Raw genomic sequence first — 15,120 nt, forward strand, 5'->3', positions numbered from 1 at the left:
GTAAGATGTTGGAGGGGTTTTTAGTATGGCAAAAGAACCGGTAGTAGCGATTTTAGGCGCCACAGGTGCAGTTGGACAAGAATTTATCCGCCTGATTGAAGAACGAAACTTTCCGTACAGCAAGCTGAAGCTGCTGGCGTCGGCCCGTTCGGCAGGCAAGACGCTGACCGTTAACGGTCAGGAATACACGATAGAAGAAGCGAAGCCCGAATCTTTCGACGGCGTAGATATCGGCTTGTTTGCCGGCGGTTCTATCAGCAAGACCCTGGGGCCTGAAGCTGCTAAACGGGGCTGTATCGTCATCGATAATTCCAGCACGTTCCGCATGGATCCGGACGTGCCCCTTGTCGTTCCCGAAGTCAATCCGGAAGACATTGCCTGGCATAAGGGCATCATAGCCAATCCGAACTGCTCGACGATCATCATGCTCATGGCCTTGAAGCCGATTCACGACTTGTCGCCGATCAAAAAGATTATCGTCAGCACCTATCAGGCCGTGTCCGGCGCCGGCAAAGAAGGCATCGATGAGCTGCAGGAAGAAACGCAGGCCTACCTCAAGGGCGAAGCCATGAACCCGCAGATCCTGCCGAGCAAGAGCCTGCCGAAGCACTATCCCATCGCGTTTAACCTGATTCCGCAGATTGATAAATTCATGGAAAACGATTATACGAAGGAAGAAATGAAGATGGTCAACGAAACCCATAAGATGCTTCACGACGATACTATCGCCATTACGGCGACAACCGTCCGCGTTCCCGTTTTCCGCAGCCATGCCGAATCCATTTACGTAGAAACACAGGATGAATTGACTGTCGACGCGATCCGCAAGGCTATCGATGCCTTCCCGGGCGCGCAGGTACAGGACAATCCGGCCGAAATGGAATATCCCATGCCCATGTATACGTCGGAACAATACGACTGCTACGTAGGCCGCATCCGCAAGGACCTGTACAATCCCAAAGCCGTCAACTTGTGGGTATCGGGCGACCAAATCCGCAAGGGCGCCGCCCTGAACGCCCTGCAGATCGCCGAATATATGCTGGCTCGTGATATGGTAAAGTAGAGAGGAGCGAATTGGTATGTTAACATTTGGCAACGTTATCACGGCTATGATTACGCCGTTTCATGAAGACGAGTCCGTCAATTACGAAGGCGCCGTCAAATTAGCACAGTATTACTGCGAAAACGGCTCCGACGGCATTCTCGTAGCCGGTACGACCGGCGAAGGCGCTACGATGACGGAAGAGGAAAAATTAAAGCTCTTTACGGACATCTCCGCCGCCGTAGGCGATAAAGTGATGGTCATGGCCAACGTAGGCACGAACAATACGGCGCAGACGATCGAATTCATGAAAAAAGCGGAAAAGACGGGAGTAGACTGCTTCCTGGCCATCGTTCCCTATTACAACAAGCCGAATCAGGACGGCTGCTACGCCCACTTTGCGGCCCTTGCGAAGGCGACGGATATGCCGATTCTGATCTACAATGTACCGGGCCGTACGGGCGGCAAGATTGAAGCGGCTACGGTCGTCAAGCTGGCCCATGACTTCAAGAATATCGTCGGCATCAAGGAAGCCAGCGGCGATTTGAACGCAGCTACGACGATTGCCCGCGACACAGACGACGACTTCTACGTATACAGCGGCGAAGATAACCTGACCCTGCCGATTTTGTCCGTCGGCGGCTGCGGCGTTATCAGCGTTGCGTCCCATATCATCGGCAAGGAGATGAACGAAATGGTTCAGGCCTATAAAGACGGCGACATCAAAAAGGCCATGGAACTGCATCAGAAATACCTGCCGGTTATGACGGGTATCTTCTGCACCGTAAACCCGACGCCGATCAAGGCCTGCTGCAACATGCTCGGCCTGCCGGCCGGCGCATTCCGTCTGCCTATGGTAGACGCCAGCCCGAAGGTAAAAGAATTCCTGACGCAGATGATGAAGGATGCCGGCGTCATGTAACTGGAAATCATCAATACGATGGAGCAAATGGGGAAGGAGCGCCGCTCTTTCCCCATTTTATATAAAAAACGTATTGACAAATAATAAAAAATTTACTATACTGTATAAGTCGTTAAGATATGACTCGGTAGCTCAGCTGGATAGAGTGACTGACTACGAATCAGTAGGTCTAGGGTTCGAATCCCTACCGGGTCACCACAGAACAGCTCATGCATTTTGCATGAGCTGTTTTTTTGTGCGCAGTATAAACGATTAGCATATGGTCATGAAGGATTGGATGGACTGTACGGTAATTTCTATCCCCATAGGGGGCTTAAAAGGCCATATATATTTTTGTATAATAAAATTACTTTAAATTACGATGTATAGAAAGGCTAGGCAGATGGAAGAGATTAAACGTGAAATGATAGCGTATTGGTCGCAGCGGGTCGACGAGTTTTCGGCGCAGCGGTGCCGGGAGTTTCAAAGCCCGAAGCGGCGGCTGTGGATAGAGGAGTTTCAGCGGTATTTTTCAATGGACGCGCCGCTGCGCATCTTAGACGTCGGCACGGGCACAGGATTTTTTGCTAATATCCTGGCCCTGGAAGGGCACGACGTCGTCGGCATCGATCTGACGGAGCACATGATCGCCGAAGCGAAGCGGAAAGCGGCGCTATATCATGTGCCGTCGGCGTTTTACGTCATGGATGCGGAACGGCCCGAGTTTCCCGACGCTTCTTTCGACGTCGTCATTTCGCGCAATCTGACCTGGGCTCTTCCGAATTTGGGCAAGGCCTATAGGGCGTGGCGGCGCGTGCTGAAGGACGGCGGCCTGCTGCTGAATTTTGACGCCGATTATTGCCATGAAAGGGCGGATATGCCGCTGCCGGCTGCCCACGCGCACCAACGGATTGCGCCGTCGCTGCTGGCTGACTATGAACGGATGAAGACGGTCCTGCGCAGGCCGGAGCTGCGTCCGCAGCGGGATTGCGAGTTATTGGCCGAGGCGGGATTCCGCGATGTCCGCGTGGATCTGTCCGTTTGGAAGCGCATATATCATGACGTAGACGAATTTTATAATCCTACGCCCATATTCTGTATTGCGGCGTATGTTTGACGAGGGATGACTATGGCGGCTTATGAAAGCTATGAACAAGAAAATATGGCCTATTGGACAAACCGCGCGCCGGGATATTCGGCAGTCCATCAAAACGAGCTGAGCTCAGGCCAGAGGGACGTCTGGAGACGGACGCTGCTGCAGCACATAGACGCGGCCTGCGGTAAAGAGAGTGCTTCATCAATCCGCGTGCTGGACGTCGGCACGGGGCCGGGATTTTTCGCCATTCTGCTGGCTGAACGGGGCTATGAGGTGACGGCCGTCGACTATACAGCGTCTATGCTGGAAGAAGCGAGATACAACGCCGGACGGCTCGGCCGGTCTATACGGTTTTGCCGCATGAACGCGGAGCAGCTGGCCTTTGCCGACGGGTATTTCGACGTCGTCGTCACGCGGAACCTTACGTGGAACCTTCCACACCCTGATAAGGCCTATGGCGAGTGGCGGCGCGTCCTGAAACCGGGCGGCCTGCTGCTGAATTTCGACGCCAATTGGTATCGGTATTTATACGATGAGGAAGCGCGGCGGGGATATATGGAAGACAGGGAGCACATCCGCCGGAGCGGCGTAGCCGACGAGACGGACGGGACAGATATACCGGCTATGGAAGCGATCGCCGGCAAAGCGCCCCTGTCGGGATGCGTGCGCCCGCAGTGGGATTTAGATATTCTGCGGCACTTGGGGATGGACGCCGTCGCCGACGAGGATATATGGAAGACGGTATGGACGCGGGAAGAACGCATCAATAACGGCTCGACGCCTATGTTTATGATAAAGGCTGTGAAGCGGTTATGATGATGTATGTGATAAAACGGCTTCTGCAGCTGATTCCGATTTTGCTGGGAATTACCTTTTTGTCCTTTGCCATGATGCATATTGCCGGCAGCGATGCCGTCGTTCAAAAATATGACCGGGCCGGCATCGCCGTCGCCGCCGAGGTCGTGGCGGCCGAACGGGCGCAGTTGGGCTTGGACCGGCCGTTTCTGGCGCAATATCTCGTCTGGTTGGGACATCTGCTGCATGGCAATATGGGCGTCAGCTTCATGACGGGCCGCGATGTTTTTGCTACCTTTATGGATAAGCTGCCGGCGACGCTGCTTCTTACGGCGTCGTCCGTCCTGCTGACGGTCGCCGTTTCGGTTCCGCTGGGCATTGCGGCGGCGGTCCGGCGCAACTCGCCTGCAGATTACGTCATCCGTTTTTTCAGCTTTTGCGGCAACAGCATGCCTAATTTTTTCCTGGCTTTGGTACTGCTGTATCTGTTTGCCGTCCAGATTCCCCTGTTCCCAGTCCTTTCCTCGGGGGAAGGCTTGGAGCATCTGGCGCTGCCGACGGCGACGCTGGCTATTGCGATGTCCGCCAAGTATTTGCGGCAAGTACGGGCGGCCGTACTGGAAGAAATGGGCAAGGACTATGTGCTGGGTGCGAAATCGAGGGGCCTTCCCTTTTCCTGGACGCTGCGGCGCAGCATCCTGCGGGCTTCCTTCGGTACGATCCTGACATTGCTGGCTCTTTCCATCGGCAGTCTGCTGGGCGGGACGGCCATTGTAGAATCTATTTTCATGTGGGACGGCGTGGGAAAGCTAGCCGTCGACGCGATTCACGGCCGGGATTATCCCATGATTCAGGCCTATGTCGTATGGATGGCCCTCATCTACGTCGTCGTCAATTTGCTGACTGATATCGTCTATCGGATAGCGGACCCGCAGATTCGATGGAAAGAGGGGCGGCGCTGATGTTACCGGAAGCTCTTAGTTCTTGTAAGGCGCCGAAGCGGCGCCTTATCTTGTTTTCTCTCTGCGCCGCCGCATTGCTGTGCGTCGCGGCCTTCGGCGCGTATCTGTGCCCTTACGACCCGTATGCCCAGCAGTATGACGCGGCTCTTCAGGCTCCGGGCTGGGACCACTGGCTGGGGACCGACCGGTATGGCCGTGATATGCTGTCCCGGATTCTCGCCGGCGCGCAGCTCAGCATTTTTTCGGCCTTGGCTCTCGTCGCCATGATTGCTTTTATCGGCACGGGTGTCGGACTGCTGTGCGGATATTACGGCGGGAAGGCGGACGCCCTGTGCATGCGCCTGGCCGACGTTTGCCTGGCCTTTCCCAGCTTGATTTTTGCCATGGCTATAGCGGCTGTTTTGCACGGCGGGATTCACAATGCCGTCGTTGCCTTAGGAGCCGTCAGTTGGCCTAAGTACGCCCGCTTGGTCCGAAGCCGGACCTTGGCATTGAAGGAGCAGAAGTTCATTTTAGCGGCTCAGATGGCCGGTTCTCTGCCTCGGCAGATCCTGATCCGCCATATATTGCCGAACTGCCTGGGAACGATCGTCGTGACGGCGGCCCTGGACATCGGTACGATGATGATGGAGCTGGCGGCCCTGTCCTTTTTGGGATTAGGCGCCAAGCCGCCGGCCGCCGAATGGGGCAGCATGATGAGCACGGGACGAAGCATGCTGCAGACCTATCCCTGGGTCGTCCTGTCTCCCGGAGCGGCTATTTTTCTTTCCGTAGCTATATTGAATCTGTGGGGCGATGCGCTGCGCGATTATATAGACCCGAAAGAGCGGGGACGGTAATGGGGAGGTTTGCGAGGATGAATAAAAAGCGGTTTATAGCGTGGATTGCGGCGGCGCTCCTGCTGCTGACGGCGGCCGGCTGCGGCGGTACGGAAGAGGCGAACCGTTCCGCCGCTGGCAAAACCTTTGTCATGGGCGATACGACCTTTAACCCTGAAAACAACGAGCCCGACATCAATCCGCACAACGACAACAGCGGCTGGGCCTGCATCCGCTACGGCGTAGGGGAGACGCTGTTCCGATACTCCGATACGATGGAAATCGAGCCGTGGCTGGCAGAAAGCTATGAGCCTGTCGACGACGTGACGTGGCGGATTGTCCTGCGCAGGAATGTGACCTTTACCAGCGGCCGGCCCGTAGACGCCCAGGCCGTCAAGGAATGTCTGGAGCATTTGGTTGCCGTCCATAAGCGGGCGGCCGGCGATTTGCATATTGCCTCGATGGAAGCGGACGGACAGGTGCTGACGATTCGGACGACGGTTCCCGTGCCGGCCCTGCCCAATTATCTGTCCGACCCATACGGCTGCATCATCGACATGCAGGCCGGCATCACCAGCGACGGCATGGTGACGGCGACGGGGCCGTATAAGGCCGTGTCCCTCGTGTCCGGAGACCACGTCGACCTCGTAAAAAATGATGCCTATTGGAACGGCGAGCCCAAGCTGGATTCGATTACGATACGGACTATTTCCGACGGCGATACGCTGACTATGGCCCTGCAGTCCGGCGAAATCGACGCGGCCTACGGCATGCCCTATGCCAGCTATCCCCTGTTTCAAAACGACGAGTACACGATTAGCAGCGCGGCTACAAGCCGCACCTTCTTTGTCTGGATGAATTTCGACAGTCCTTTGATGCAGGATGAAGCCGTCCGCAAAGCGATTTCCATGGCCATTGACAAGCAGGGCTTTGTCGACGCCTTGCTCCATGGAAACGGCTACCCTGCCGCCGGTCCCTTTCCCGATACGTTTGCCTTCGGCGGCGATGCGGCGAAGGCCGAGCCCTATGACTTAGAAGGGGCCCGGCGCGTATTGGACGACGCCGGCTGGAAGGATGAAGACGGCGACGGCGTTCGGGAAAAGGACGGGCGCAGGCTGGCCCTCCGCTGGCTTACCTATCCGAGCCGTCAGGAACTGCCGTTGCTGGCCGAATCGGCTCAGGCGACGCTGAAGCAGATTGGCGTCGCTGTGGATATACAGTGTACGGCTGACCACAACCGCGTGAAAAAGGACCGCTCCGCCTGGGACGTCTATGCCAGCGCGATGGTGACGGCTCCGTCGGGAGACCCGCAGTATTTCTTCACCTACTGCTGCCTCGACGGGTCGGACAGCAATACGGGCCGGTATCACAGCGATGCCCTGGAAGAATTAGCCCGGAAGATGGAAGGGACCTTTGACCCCGATGAACGGGGCGCGCTGGCCGCGCAGATGGCGCAGACTATCCTGGACGACCACGCCTATGTATTTTGCTCCCATTTGAAGATGAGCATGATCGCCAGGAAGGGCGTCGTCGGCCTTGCGGCTCATCCCTGCGATTTTTATGAAATTACGGCGGATTTAGATAAGACGTGAAGGTGATGGACATGAAAGAGGCGGTCATCGCCTATGACAACGTAAACATCTGCTATGACGGCCGGCCTGTCGTACGGCAGGCGACGTTTTCGCTGCAGCCAGGAGAGATATTGGGGATAGTCGGCGAGTCCGGAAGCGGCAAGAGCACCCTCCTGCAAAGCGCTATGAATCTCTTAGGCCCGGGAGGCGCCGTGACGCAGGGACATATTTGGTTCCAAGGACAGGATATACTGGCGTTATCGGACGAAGGGATGCGGCGTCTTTGCGGCGCACAGATGGCCATGGTCTTTCAGGATGCCGCGGCGTCGCTGTGTCCGGTGCGGACCATAGGCAGTCAAATCTGCGAGGCTGCGGCGGCTCATTTAGATATGGGGAAGGAAGAGGTCCGGCGGCAGACTTTGGAGCTTTTCGCGCGCCTGGGCTTTTCAGACGGTCGGCGCGTATGGGAAAGTTATCCTTTTGAGCTGTCAGGAGGCATGAACCAGCGCGCGGCCTTAGTCCTGGTCATGCTGCTGAAGCCGGCCCTGCTGCTGGCCGACGAGCCGACGAGTGCTTTCGACGTCTGCGCGCAGAAGCAGGTACTGGATGAGCTGCTGTATCTGCGGGACCAGTACGGTACGGCGATTATGCTGGTCACGCACGACATGGGCGTCGTGTCCCGTGTAGCCGATTACGTACTGGTCGTAAAAGACGGGCAGATGATAGAATACGGACCGGCGAAAGACGTGCTGGCCTCGCCGGCCCAGGCGTATACGAAGGAGCTGCTGGCTGCCGTGCCGAAGCTGCGGAGGGACAGACGATGACTGTTTTGGAACTGCAAGAAGTGACGAAAGTATTTCCAGGAAGAAAGGGCGCTCAGGTCAGGGCGCTGGATAGGGTTAGTTTTTGCATAGAAGAAGGCGAAAGCGTCGGCCTGATCGGCCCGTCCGGGTCGGGAAAGAGCACCGTCGCCAATGCGGTATGCCGCTTTATCGACGTGACGTCAGGACGTATTTTGCTGAGAGGCTGCGATATTACGGAGGCCAGGGGAAAGGCCCTGCGGCAGGTGTATAAAGAAGTGCAAATGGTATTTCAGTCGCCTCGGTCGTCCTTTGACCCGCGGCGGACACTGGGAGACGGCGTCGGAGAATGTCTTAAGAACGGCGGCGTCGGCAAAGCCGAACGGCGGGAACGGGTAAGAGCGCTGCTGGAACGGTGCGGATTGCCTGCTGCCGCCGCCGATTGGTATCCTCATGAGGTCAGCGGCGGCCAATGCCAGCGGGCGGCCATCGCCCGCGCCTTGGCGGCACAGCCGCGGCTGCTTGTTTGCGACGAAGCGACGAGCGCCTTGGACGTCATGGCCCAGCGGCAGATTCTCGAACTGCTGCTGGAGCTAAAGGCCGAGGGGCGTCTCCAGCTCCTGTTTATTACGCACAATTTGGCCGTAGCGCAGCAGTGCTGCGACCGGCTTATCGTCATGGACAAGGGCCGGATTGTAGAAGAAGGACGGATGGACGACGTCGTTTGCCGTCCTCAAAGCGAATACACGAGGCGCCTTATCGAGGCCGTCCTATACTGACGAAAAAGGGCTCCTCCATAGCCTGCATGGGACTAGGGAGGAGCCTTTTTCGTATGATTGTATTTATTTTTTCAAATTAGGCGTGCAGTCGACGATGATACTGTCATATTCTTCGCCGTTCTTATTTTTCATGACCGTATAGGTTCCCTTCGTGTCGGGAATCGCTTTTTCCAGCATATGGCTGTGCCATTTTTCTACAGTCATGGTCATGCCGCCCGTTTGCTGGCTGTTTTCAGACTGCTTCTTGCCGTCGCGGGGAAGAAGCGTATCCGTCGCCGGTTCTTTGCCGTCTTTAGCCGGCAAGGTAATCGTAACGGCCCGGTCCTTTTCAAACACGACTTCGTAGAGGCCGCCCTTGTATACTTTCAGCGTGTCGCCTTGCGCATAGGGATGGCCGAATTCGGCTTCCCAATCCTGGGCCGTATCGCCGAGGCCGGCAACTTCGCCGATTGTGGCCTTTTCAGCTTTTCCCTTGTCGACTTGCTGTTCCTGCGTGGTCTTGGCCTTATTGGCGTCCTGCGTGTCTGTCTGGGAGCAGCCGGCGCTGACGAACAGCGTCAGAATGGCCAGGACGACGGCTAATTGTTTTTTCATATTCAGTACCTCCTTGCTGTATATTACCGCCGGCGGCGGTTGTCCCCGCCCTTATGAAGCGTTTTGTGGCGCTTGCTTTTCGTAGGCTGGTACGTGCTGGCCGGCAGCTTGTCCTTGTATACCTTTTTCTTTTTGGGAGGCCGCGCGCTGGCCTTGACTTTGATTTTGCCGCTCGTCGTATATTTGGTAATCGTAGCGTGAATGCTGTGTTCGATGCGGCGGACCCAGTCTTCGTCGGCGCCGGTGGCGAACATGACGGACAATCCTTCGTTGCCGGCCCGGCCTGTCCGGCCGATGCGGTGGATATAATAATCTACGTCACGGGGGACGTCGTAATTGAATACGTGCGTAATGCCTTCGATGTCGATGCCGCGTGCGGCGATATCCGTCGCCACGAGAATCTGCGTCTTAGCCCGGGCGAAGTCGCGCAGCACCTGGGTACGGCGGCCTTGGGACATGTCGCCGTGAAGCTCGCCGATGTTGAAGCCGGCGGCGATGAGCTGACCGGCCAGCTGGGCCGTCCGCTCTTTAGTGTTGCAGAATACGACGGCCAGGTAGGGATTCATCTCCTGCAGCATCTGGCACAGCATGGGGAATTTTTTATCCTCGCTGGTCATGTAGATGCGCTGTTCAATTTGCTCCAGGGCGATGGTTTCGCCTTCCAATACGCGGAGCGACAGGGGATTCTGCATGTGTTTTTTTGCCAGGCCTCTGATTTTGTCCGGTATGGTGGCGGAGAAAAACAGGAGCTGACGGCGCTTGGGCGTCATGCTGATGAGGATGTCGACGTCTTCTAAAAATCCCGACTGCAGCATTTGGTCCGCTTCGTCGACGACGACCCGGCCGACGCCGCTTAAATCGAGGGAATTGCGGCGGCAGTGGTCCAGGAGGCGGCCCGGCGTGCCGATGATGACGTGGGGATGGCGGTGCAGCTTCTGCAGCTGGTTTTCGATCGTCTTGCCGCCGATGAGGCTGAGGACGTCGACGCCGAGAGCCGGGGCTAGGGCGTCGGCTACTTCGGCAATCTGCCGGGCCAGCTCGCGCGTCGGCGCGATGATAAGGACCTGCTCCATATGGACGTTCGGCTTGACCTGCTGCAATGACGGCAGGAGGAAGGCGTAGGTTTTTCCTGTGCCGGTCTGGGCCTGGGCCAGTATGTCGCGCCCCTTAAATACAGGCGGAATTGCCTGTTCCTGTATGGCCGTAGCCTCGCGGATGCCCTGCTTGCGCAGCAGTTCGCAAAGCTCCGGCGTAATGCCTAGGGATTGGAATGTTTTGGACATGATTGTGTAAATACCTTTCTATGTAAATATTTGCGTAATTATTATCTATTGTACACAAGAGCCGTCTTTTTCGCAATAGAAGATTGCGCCGGCCGGCTATAACGACTACCCATGTATGCCCTGTATGTGGTATACTTAATTATTAAGCAAGAGAGTTCCTGTAATGGAGGTACAGAAAAGAAATGAGTGGCTGTTGCGATGTAATTCGTCAGTGCGTGTTCATGTGTTTTTTTATTATCCCGATTCCCATCGGGGCGTATACGATACATAACGGCTCCAGCGCCGTCGTGGCCCTGGTAAGCTATACGGTCTTGTCCTTCCTGGTTCCCTGGGCTTATTTAGGTAGCGCCGAAGCGCGGTTCGGCCCGGAACAGCGGAAGATAAGCCGGGCTGCCTTTGTCGTCATGTGGCTGGCTGTCGCCGCGGCCTTTGCCGTTTTCAGCGCCTGTATGGGCGATATCTGGAAATCGTCGTCCTTTTGGGAATGGCCGACTGTTGGACGGGATATCGTATTCATCGTCGGCATGTACGGAAAGGTATGCGTCACGCTGCTGCTGGCCTATGGCCTGGCCTGCCTGACCGGGTCGGATACGGCGAAGGGAGGGAGCCTATGACGGCGTCTGTGACAGATCGCGTGCGGGCTGTTCTGCGGCTGGCTCTTTGGACAGTCCCCATTCCCTTCGGCGCCTTTGCGTCCGATAAGGGCCTGTTCGTATCCCTGTCGGTCCTGGTGTTCATTTTGGCTTCGCTGAGCCTGCCCATTACGGTGCGCCGCCGCCAGATGAAGGGGACGGGAACGTCGCAATATGCGTCCGTAGGTGCGATACTATACGGCGGCATCGTCGCCCTGTGCGTTGCCGTCGCCATTCTCAACGGCCTCATGGCCTATCCGTTTTGGCAGGAATACGCCTTGCGGGTCGCCTCCTTTTTCGTATGGATGATGGGGACCCTGACGCTGCAGTCTCTGGCTGCCTGGGGCGTGGATTGGTGGCTGAAGCGCCGCCGGGCCTACTGGTTTTCCGAATTTCTGGATACGATTTTATATAGCATGCCCCTGCCTTGCGCCGTCATGGGCATGCTCCTGTTTCCGTCTGTCGGCGACGGCGAAGTAACGACCAGCCTGGTCGTCGGCGTGATGAGCATCATGGGCTTTGGATTTATTGCTATGGGCATATGCGTCATCGCCGTGTTCGCCTTTTATTTTTTCCCGTCAAAGGGCCTGCCGGGGAAGGAGCGGATTATCCAGTGCCTGCGCATCGTCGTGATGACGGCTGTCTGGCTGGTGGCGAATTCGATTATCTTCGACAGCCGCCTGCAAATTTTCAGCTCCCTTATTTTCCAATGCATGCCTGTCGTGCAAAATAATTTTCTCGTATTCATTACGCCGTTTGTCGTAGAAAGCTGTTTGGTCGTTGCCTCTGTCGCCGTTGGAAACGTGTTCGTCATGGCCGTGTATAAATTCATAAAGTAATTACGACCGATATAAAAAGAGCCGATCCGCGAGGACCGGCTCTTTTGCACGTGTTTATTTATTTTGCAGCGGCAAGGGCTGTTTCAGGATATTGAAACGGACCATGTAAATCATCCAGCCAATGAAGGCTGCCAAGCAGCCGCTGAAGAAGGTTACGGCGTCTGTCGTCGTCAGGGCGTAAATGCAGTAGATAATAGATACACCGGACAGGAAAATAGACGTATTTCTGTTGCAGACGGCATTGGAAATCTGTTCTTTTTCCAAGATAGATTTCAATGCAAAAGCGCAGAAGATGTAGGGAATAACGTTTGTCACGACGGCCAGGTTTGCCAGGAGCTCAAACTGTTTGGCCAGCGTCGGGCTGATAGTCATCAGGGCCAGGCAGCTTTGCATAGCCAGGATGAGGATCATGCCTTTGACCGGAACGTCGGCGTTGGTGACCTTGGCGAATACCTTCGGGAACAGGCCCCGCTGGGCGCTGGTCTTAAAGACGCGGGCCAGGGTAAACTGCCACGACAGGAGCGAGCCGGCGCAGGAGAAGACCATCAGGCCCATGACGACCTTACCGGCCGTAGAGCCGAGCATGTACGAAAAGGCCAGGCCAAAGGGCGCGCTGGAGCTCAGGATTTCCGCATTGGGAACGATGCCGGCGATGACGTTCGTCGAGGCGACATAGATAAACGCTACGCCCAAGGTGCTGACGAAGGTAGCGATGGGAACGGAACGCTGCGGATTTTCTACGGCGTCCATGTTGACGGCAGCCGATTCCAGACCCAGGAAAGACCAGAGGGTCAGGGCAATGGAATTGCCGACGGCGTCGATGAACCCAACGTCGTTCGGATTCCACGAAGAAATCCACGTAGACGGTTCAAACCAGTACCAACCGATGAGCGAGATGCCCAGGACGGGAATAATCGCGCCCCAGATCGTTATCGTGCTGAGCTTGCCCGAATAGCGGGAGCCGCTGAAATTTAACGCGGCCGCGATCCAGAGCAAGGCGATTGTATATAAACATGTTTGCAGCGGCGTAAAGGAGGTTCCTAAGAACCCGGCGCCATATCCTACGGCAGAAATGGCGATAGCCACGTTTGCAATGACGATGGAAACTGCATAGGCATAATTTGCCATAAAATGTCCTATTCGCCCGAAGGCGTATTCGGAATAACCGCCCATTCCGCCAGGCTTCGTAGTAAACATGCCGCATCGGGCGAAAGTCATAGCCAGGGCGAGCGAGCCGAGAGCCGTAATTAACCACGAAATAATGGAAATCGTACCGACTTCAGCAAGTTTGGTCGGCAGCATGATGATGCCTGCCCCCAACATATTGGCTGCAGTGACGAAGGTCAGCTGAACCAAAGACATTTTACGACGTGTAGTTTTCATTATCAGTCCTTCTTTCATTGTAAAATTTTAGTATGAACAACTATTTATTTTGGCTAGTTCATTCTATCATTTTTGTGAAGAAAATAAAATAGTTTTTGAAAAATAATTATATGAAAATAGTACGTATAGAGAACGTTATATACCGTAAAGATATAGTAAAAAACTTTCCCATTTTTTACATTGTCAGAAGTGCAAAAAAACGCATGGACAAAGATGCCCATGCGTTTAGTTACGACAATATCAATTGAAATTAGTCGATGTTTTCTACGATGCAAGCCGTGCCCTGGCCGCCGCCGATGCAGAGGGTAGCCAAGCCGTATTTGCCGCCGACTTCTTTCAAGCCGTAGAGCAGCGTAACGAGGATACGAGCGCCGGAAGCTCCGATCGGATGGCCGAGAGCGATAGCGCCGCCGTGGATGTTGACTTTGCTCATGTCGAGGCCGAGTTCGCGAACAACGTATACGGACTGTGCTGCGAACGCTTCGTTAGCTTCTACGAGGGAGAGATCGTCAGCTGTGAGGCCGGCTTTTTCCAAAGCTTTGCGGGAAGAAGGAACAGGTCCGATACCCATGATGGAAGGATCAACGCCTGCGGAAGCGTAGCTTACGACTTTAGCCATCGGTTTGAGGCCGAGTTCAGCAGCTTTTTCAGCAGACATTACGACGAATGCAGCTGCGCCGTCGTTGATGCCGGATGCGTTGCCAGCCGTTACGGTGCCGCCTTTTTTGAAGGCCGGTTTTAATTTAGCGAGGCTTTCAACCGTCGTGCCTTCACGCGGGAATTCGTCTGTATCGAAAACAGTGTCGCCTTTTTTGCCATGGATGACGACAGGAACGATCTGATCCTTGAATGCGCCGCTCTTAATAGCTTCGCAAGCTTTCTGCTGGGAACGAGCGCCCAAAGCGTCCTGATCTTCACGGGAAACGCCGAACTGTTCAGCTACGTTTTCAGCCGTGATGCCCATGTGGTAATCGTTGAAAGCGTCCCACAAGCCGTCTTTGATCATCGTGTCGACCAATACGCCGTTGCCCATACGGTAGCCATAACGAGCTTTAGGAATAGCGTACGGAGCTGCGGACATGTTTTCCATACCGCCTGCTACGATAACGTCGGCGTCGCCGGCTTTAATCATCTGAGCGGCGAGGGATACGCAGCGGAGACCGGAACCGCAGACTTTGTTGATCGTCATAGCCGGCGTTTCAACGGGGAGACCTGCTTTGATCATAGCCTGACGAGCAGGGTTCTGGCCCTGAGCAGCCTGGAGAACGTTGCCCATAACGACTTCGTCAACGATAGCTTTGTCGATGCCTGCGCGTTTGATGGCTTCTTCGATAACGATAGCGCCCAAATCTGCTGCAGGAACGTCTTTCAGGGAACCGCCAAATTTACCAATAGCTGTACGGCAAGCACTTACGATTACTACTTCTTTCACAGAAAATCACTCCTTATGGTTTGAATGTAATAGTATGTCCGGATAAGACATACATGTTGCAAATGTATCATCAGTATGAATGATATATTGTTATTATAATCATAACAAACTTTTCAACATAAATGCAAGAGGGTATACAAAGTTATTACAAAAAATAATACCTTATACATATATTTTTGTTTGCTATGATTCA

The 15,120-nt window shown here is 55.1% G+C and carries 15 protein-coding genes and 1 tRNA gene; 12 read left to right on the forward strand and 4 right to left on the reverse strand.

The genetic code is table 11. The features are described from left to right. Positions 1-25: 25 nt before the first annotated feature. The 10 genes from OCV58_RS05695 to OCV58_RS05740 all read left to right on the forward strand — a co-directional run bounded on the left by OCV58_RS05695 (position 26) and on the right by OCV58_RS05740 (position 8,764). Positions 26-1,063, forward strand: a complete 1,038-nt coding sequence (locus OCV58_RS05695; protein WP_095629231.1) for an aspartate-semialdehyde dehydrogenase — start codon at positions 26-28, stop codon at positions 1,061-1,063. A 16-nt stretch (positions 1,064-1,079) separates the two neighbouring features. Continuing rightward, positions 1,080-1,964, forward strand: coding sequence for a 4-hydroxy-tetrahydrodipicolinate synthase (dapA, locus tag OCV58_RS05700; protein ID WP_095629232.1), 885 nt, complete (start codon positions 1,080-1,082; stop codon positions 1,962-1,964). A gap of 121 nt (positions 1,965-2,085) precedes the next feature. After that, positions 2,086-2,162, forward strand: a tRNA-Arg gene (locus OCV58_RS05705). Between the two features lie 184 nt (positions 2,163-2,346). Next, positions 2,347-3,060, forward strand: coding sequence for a class I SAM-dependent methyltransferase (locus OCV58_RS05710; RefSeq protein WP_107196364.1), 714 nt, complete (start codon positions 2,347-2,349; stop codon positions 3,058-3,060). 12 nt (positions 3,061-3,072) lie between these two features. Beyond that, positions 3,073-3,855: a class I SAM-dependent methyltransferase gene (locus OCV58_RS05715; RefSeq protein WP_154877207.1), complete on the forward strand. Its 783-nt coding sequence runs from the start codon at positions 3,073-3,075 to the stop codon at positions 3,853-3,855. A gap of 8 nt (positions 3,856-3,863) precedes the next feature. Then, on the forward strand, positions 3,864-4,796 hold the full coding sequence (locus tag OCV58_RS05720; RefSeq protein ID WP_267312808.1) for an ABC transporter permease: 933 nt from the start codon (positions 3,864-3,866) through the stop codon (positions 4,794-4,796). Further along, positions 4,796-5,635, forward strand: coding sequence for a nickel transporter permease (nikC, locus tag OCV58_RS05725; protein WP_267312809.1), 840 nt, complete (start codon positions 4,796-4,798; stop codon positions 5,633-5,635). Before OCV58_RS05720 ends, nikC begins: the two co-directional genes overlap by 1 nt. Before the next feature lie 17 nt (positions 5,636-5,652). Then, positions 5,653-7,206: an ABC transporter substrate-binding protein gene (locus tag OCV58_RS05730; RefSeq protein WP_154877210.1), complete on the forward strand. Its 1,554-nt coding sequence runs from the start codon at positions 5,653-5,655 to the stop codon at positions 7,204-7,206. A 5-nt stretch (positions 7,207-7,211) separates the two neighbouring features. Continuing rightward, positions 7,212-8,009 carry an ABC transporter ATP-binding protein gene (locus tag OCV58_RS05735; RefSeq protein WP_267312810.1) on the forward strand — a complete coding sequence of 266 codons (798 nt, stop codon included), beginning with the start codon at positions 7,212-7,214 and terminating at the stop codon, positions 8,007-8,009. After that, the gene (locus OCV58_RS05740; RefSeq protein WP_154877211.1) at positions 8,006-8,764 is read left to right on the forward strand and encodes an ABC transporter ATP-binding protein; all 759 of its coding nucleotides are present in this window, start codon (positions 8,006-8,008) and stop codon (positions 8,762-8,764) included. The genes OCV58_RS05735 and OCV58_RS05740 overlap by 4 nt, the downstream gene beginning before the upstream one ends. Before the next feature lie 63 nt (positions 8,765-8,827). Here the strand turns inward: OCV58_RS05740 and OCV58_RS05745 are convergent, their stop codons facing one another. Both OCV58_RS05745 and OCV58_RS05750 read right to left on the reverse strand, forming a co-directional pair. Next, the gene (locus tag OCV58_RS05745) at positions 8,828-9,358 is read right to left on the reverse strand and encodes an LptM family lipoprotein (protein ID WP_087476884.1); all 531 of its coding nucleotides are present in this window, start codon (positions 9,356-9,358) and stop codon (positions 8,828-8,830) included. A gap of 23 nt (positions 9,359-9,381) precedes the next feature. Then, a complete protein-coding gene (locus OCV58_RS05750; RefSeq protein WP_095630220.1) occupies positions 9,382-10,641 on the reverse strand; it encodes a DEAD/DEAH box helicase in 1,260 nt (419 codons plus the stop codon). 221 nt (positions 10,642-10,862) lie between these two features. On the opposite strand from OCV58_RS05750, the gene OCV58_RS05755 reads away from it, so the two are divergent. Further along, positions 10,863-11,255: a hypothetical protein gene (locus tag OCV58_RS05755; RefSeq protein WP_233127978.1), complete on the forward strand. Its 393-nt coding sequence runs from the start codon at positions 10,863-10,865 to the stop codon at positions 11,253-11,255. After that, positions 11,252-12,112 (forward strand): hypothetical protein, encoded by an 861-nt coding sequence (locus tag OCV58_RS05760; RefSeq protein ID WP_154877212.1) that lies wholly within the window; start codon positions 11,252-11,254, stop codon positions 12,110-12,112. Before OCV58_RS05755 ends, OCV58_RS05760 begins: the two co-directional genes overlap by 4 nt. A 54-nt stretch (positions 12,113-12,166) precedes the next feature. Here the strand turns inward: OCV58_RS05760 and potE are convergent, their stop codons facing one another. Both potE and OCV58_RS05770 read right to left on the reverse strand, forming a co-directional pair. After that, positions 12,167-13,495 (reverse strand): putrescine-ornithine antiporter, encoded by a 1,329-nt coding sequence (gene potE, locus OCV58_RS05765; protein ID WP_087476888.1) that lies wholly within the window; start codon positions 13,493-13,495, stop codon positions 12,167-12,169. 250 nt (positions 13,496-13,745) lie between these two features. Further along, complete coding sequence (locus OCV58_RS05770; RefSeq protein ID WP_087476889.1) at positions 13,746-14,927, reverse strand: acetyl-CoA C-acetyltransferase; 1,182 nt, start codon at positions 14,925-14,927, stop codon at positions 13,746-13,748. Between the last annotated feature and the right edge of the window lie 193 nt (positions 14,928-15,120).

It is taken from the genome of Megasphaera stantonii (genome assembly GCF_025567065.1).
Taxonomy (GTDB): domain Bacteria; phylum Bacillota; class Negativicutes; order Veillonellales; family Megasphaeraceae; genus Megasphaera; species Megasphaera stantonii.

What these genes read in the sequence shown, in the direction of transcription:
- OCV58_RS05745 (WP_087476884.1), bottom strand. Translation starts at nt 9,358, where the DNA reads ATGAAAAAACAATTAGCCGTCGTCCTGGCCATTCTGACGCTGTTCGTC.
- OCV58_RS05735 (WP_267312810.1), top strand. Translation starts at nt 7,212, where the DNA reads ATGGACATGAAAGAGGCGGTCATCGCCTATGACAACGTAAACATCTGC.
- OCV58_RS05695 (WP_095629231.1), top strand. Translation starts at nt 26, where the DNA reads ATGGCAAAAGAACCGGTAGTAGCGATTTTAGGCGCCACAGGTGCAGTT.
- nikC (WP_267312809.1), top strand. Translation starts at nt 4,796, where the DNA reads ATGTTACCGGAAGCTCTTAGTTCTTGTAAGGCGCCGAAGCGGCGCCTT.
- OCV58_RS05730 (WP_154877210.1), top strand. Translation starts at nt 5,653, where the DNA reads ATGAATAAAAAGCGGTTTATAGCGTGGATTGCGGCGGCGCTCCTGCTG.
- OCV58_RS05715 (WP_154877207.1), top strand. Translation starts at nt 3,073, where the DNA reads ATGGCGGCTTATGAAAGCTATGAACAAGAAAATATGGCCTATTGGACA.
- OCV58_RS05740 (WP_154877211.1), top strand. Translation starts at nt 8,006, where the DNA reads ATGACTGTTTTGGAACTGCAAGAAGTGACGAAAGTATTTCCAGGAAGA.
- OCV58_RS05750 (WP_095630220.1), bottom strand. Translation starts at nt 10,641, where the DNA reads ATGTCCAAAACATTCCAATCCCTAGGCATTACGCCGGAGCTTTGCGAA.
- OCV58_RS05760 (WP_154877212.1), top strand. Translation starts at nt 11,252, where the DNA reads ATGACGGCGTCTGTGACAGATCGCGTGCGGGCTGTTCTGCGGCTGGCT.
- OCV58_RS05755 (WP_233127978.1), top strand. Translation starts at nt 10,863, where the DNA reads ATGTGTTTTTTTATTATCCCGATTCCCATCGGGGCGTATACGATACAT.
- OCV58_RS05710 (WP_107196364.1), top strand. Translation starts at nt 2,347, where the DNA reads ATGGAAGAGATTAAACGTGAAATGATAGCGTATTGGTCGCAGCGGGTC.
- dapA (WP_095629232.1), top strand. Translation starts at nt 1,080, where the DNA reads ATGTTAACATTTGGCAACGTTATCACGGCTATGATTACGCCGTTTCAT.
- potE (WP_087476888.1), bottom strand. Translation starts at nt 13,495, where the DNA reads ATGAAAACTACACGTCGTAAAATGTCTTTGGTTCAGCTGACCTTCGTC.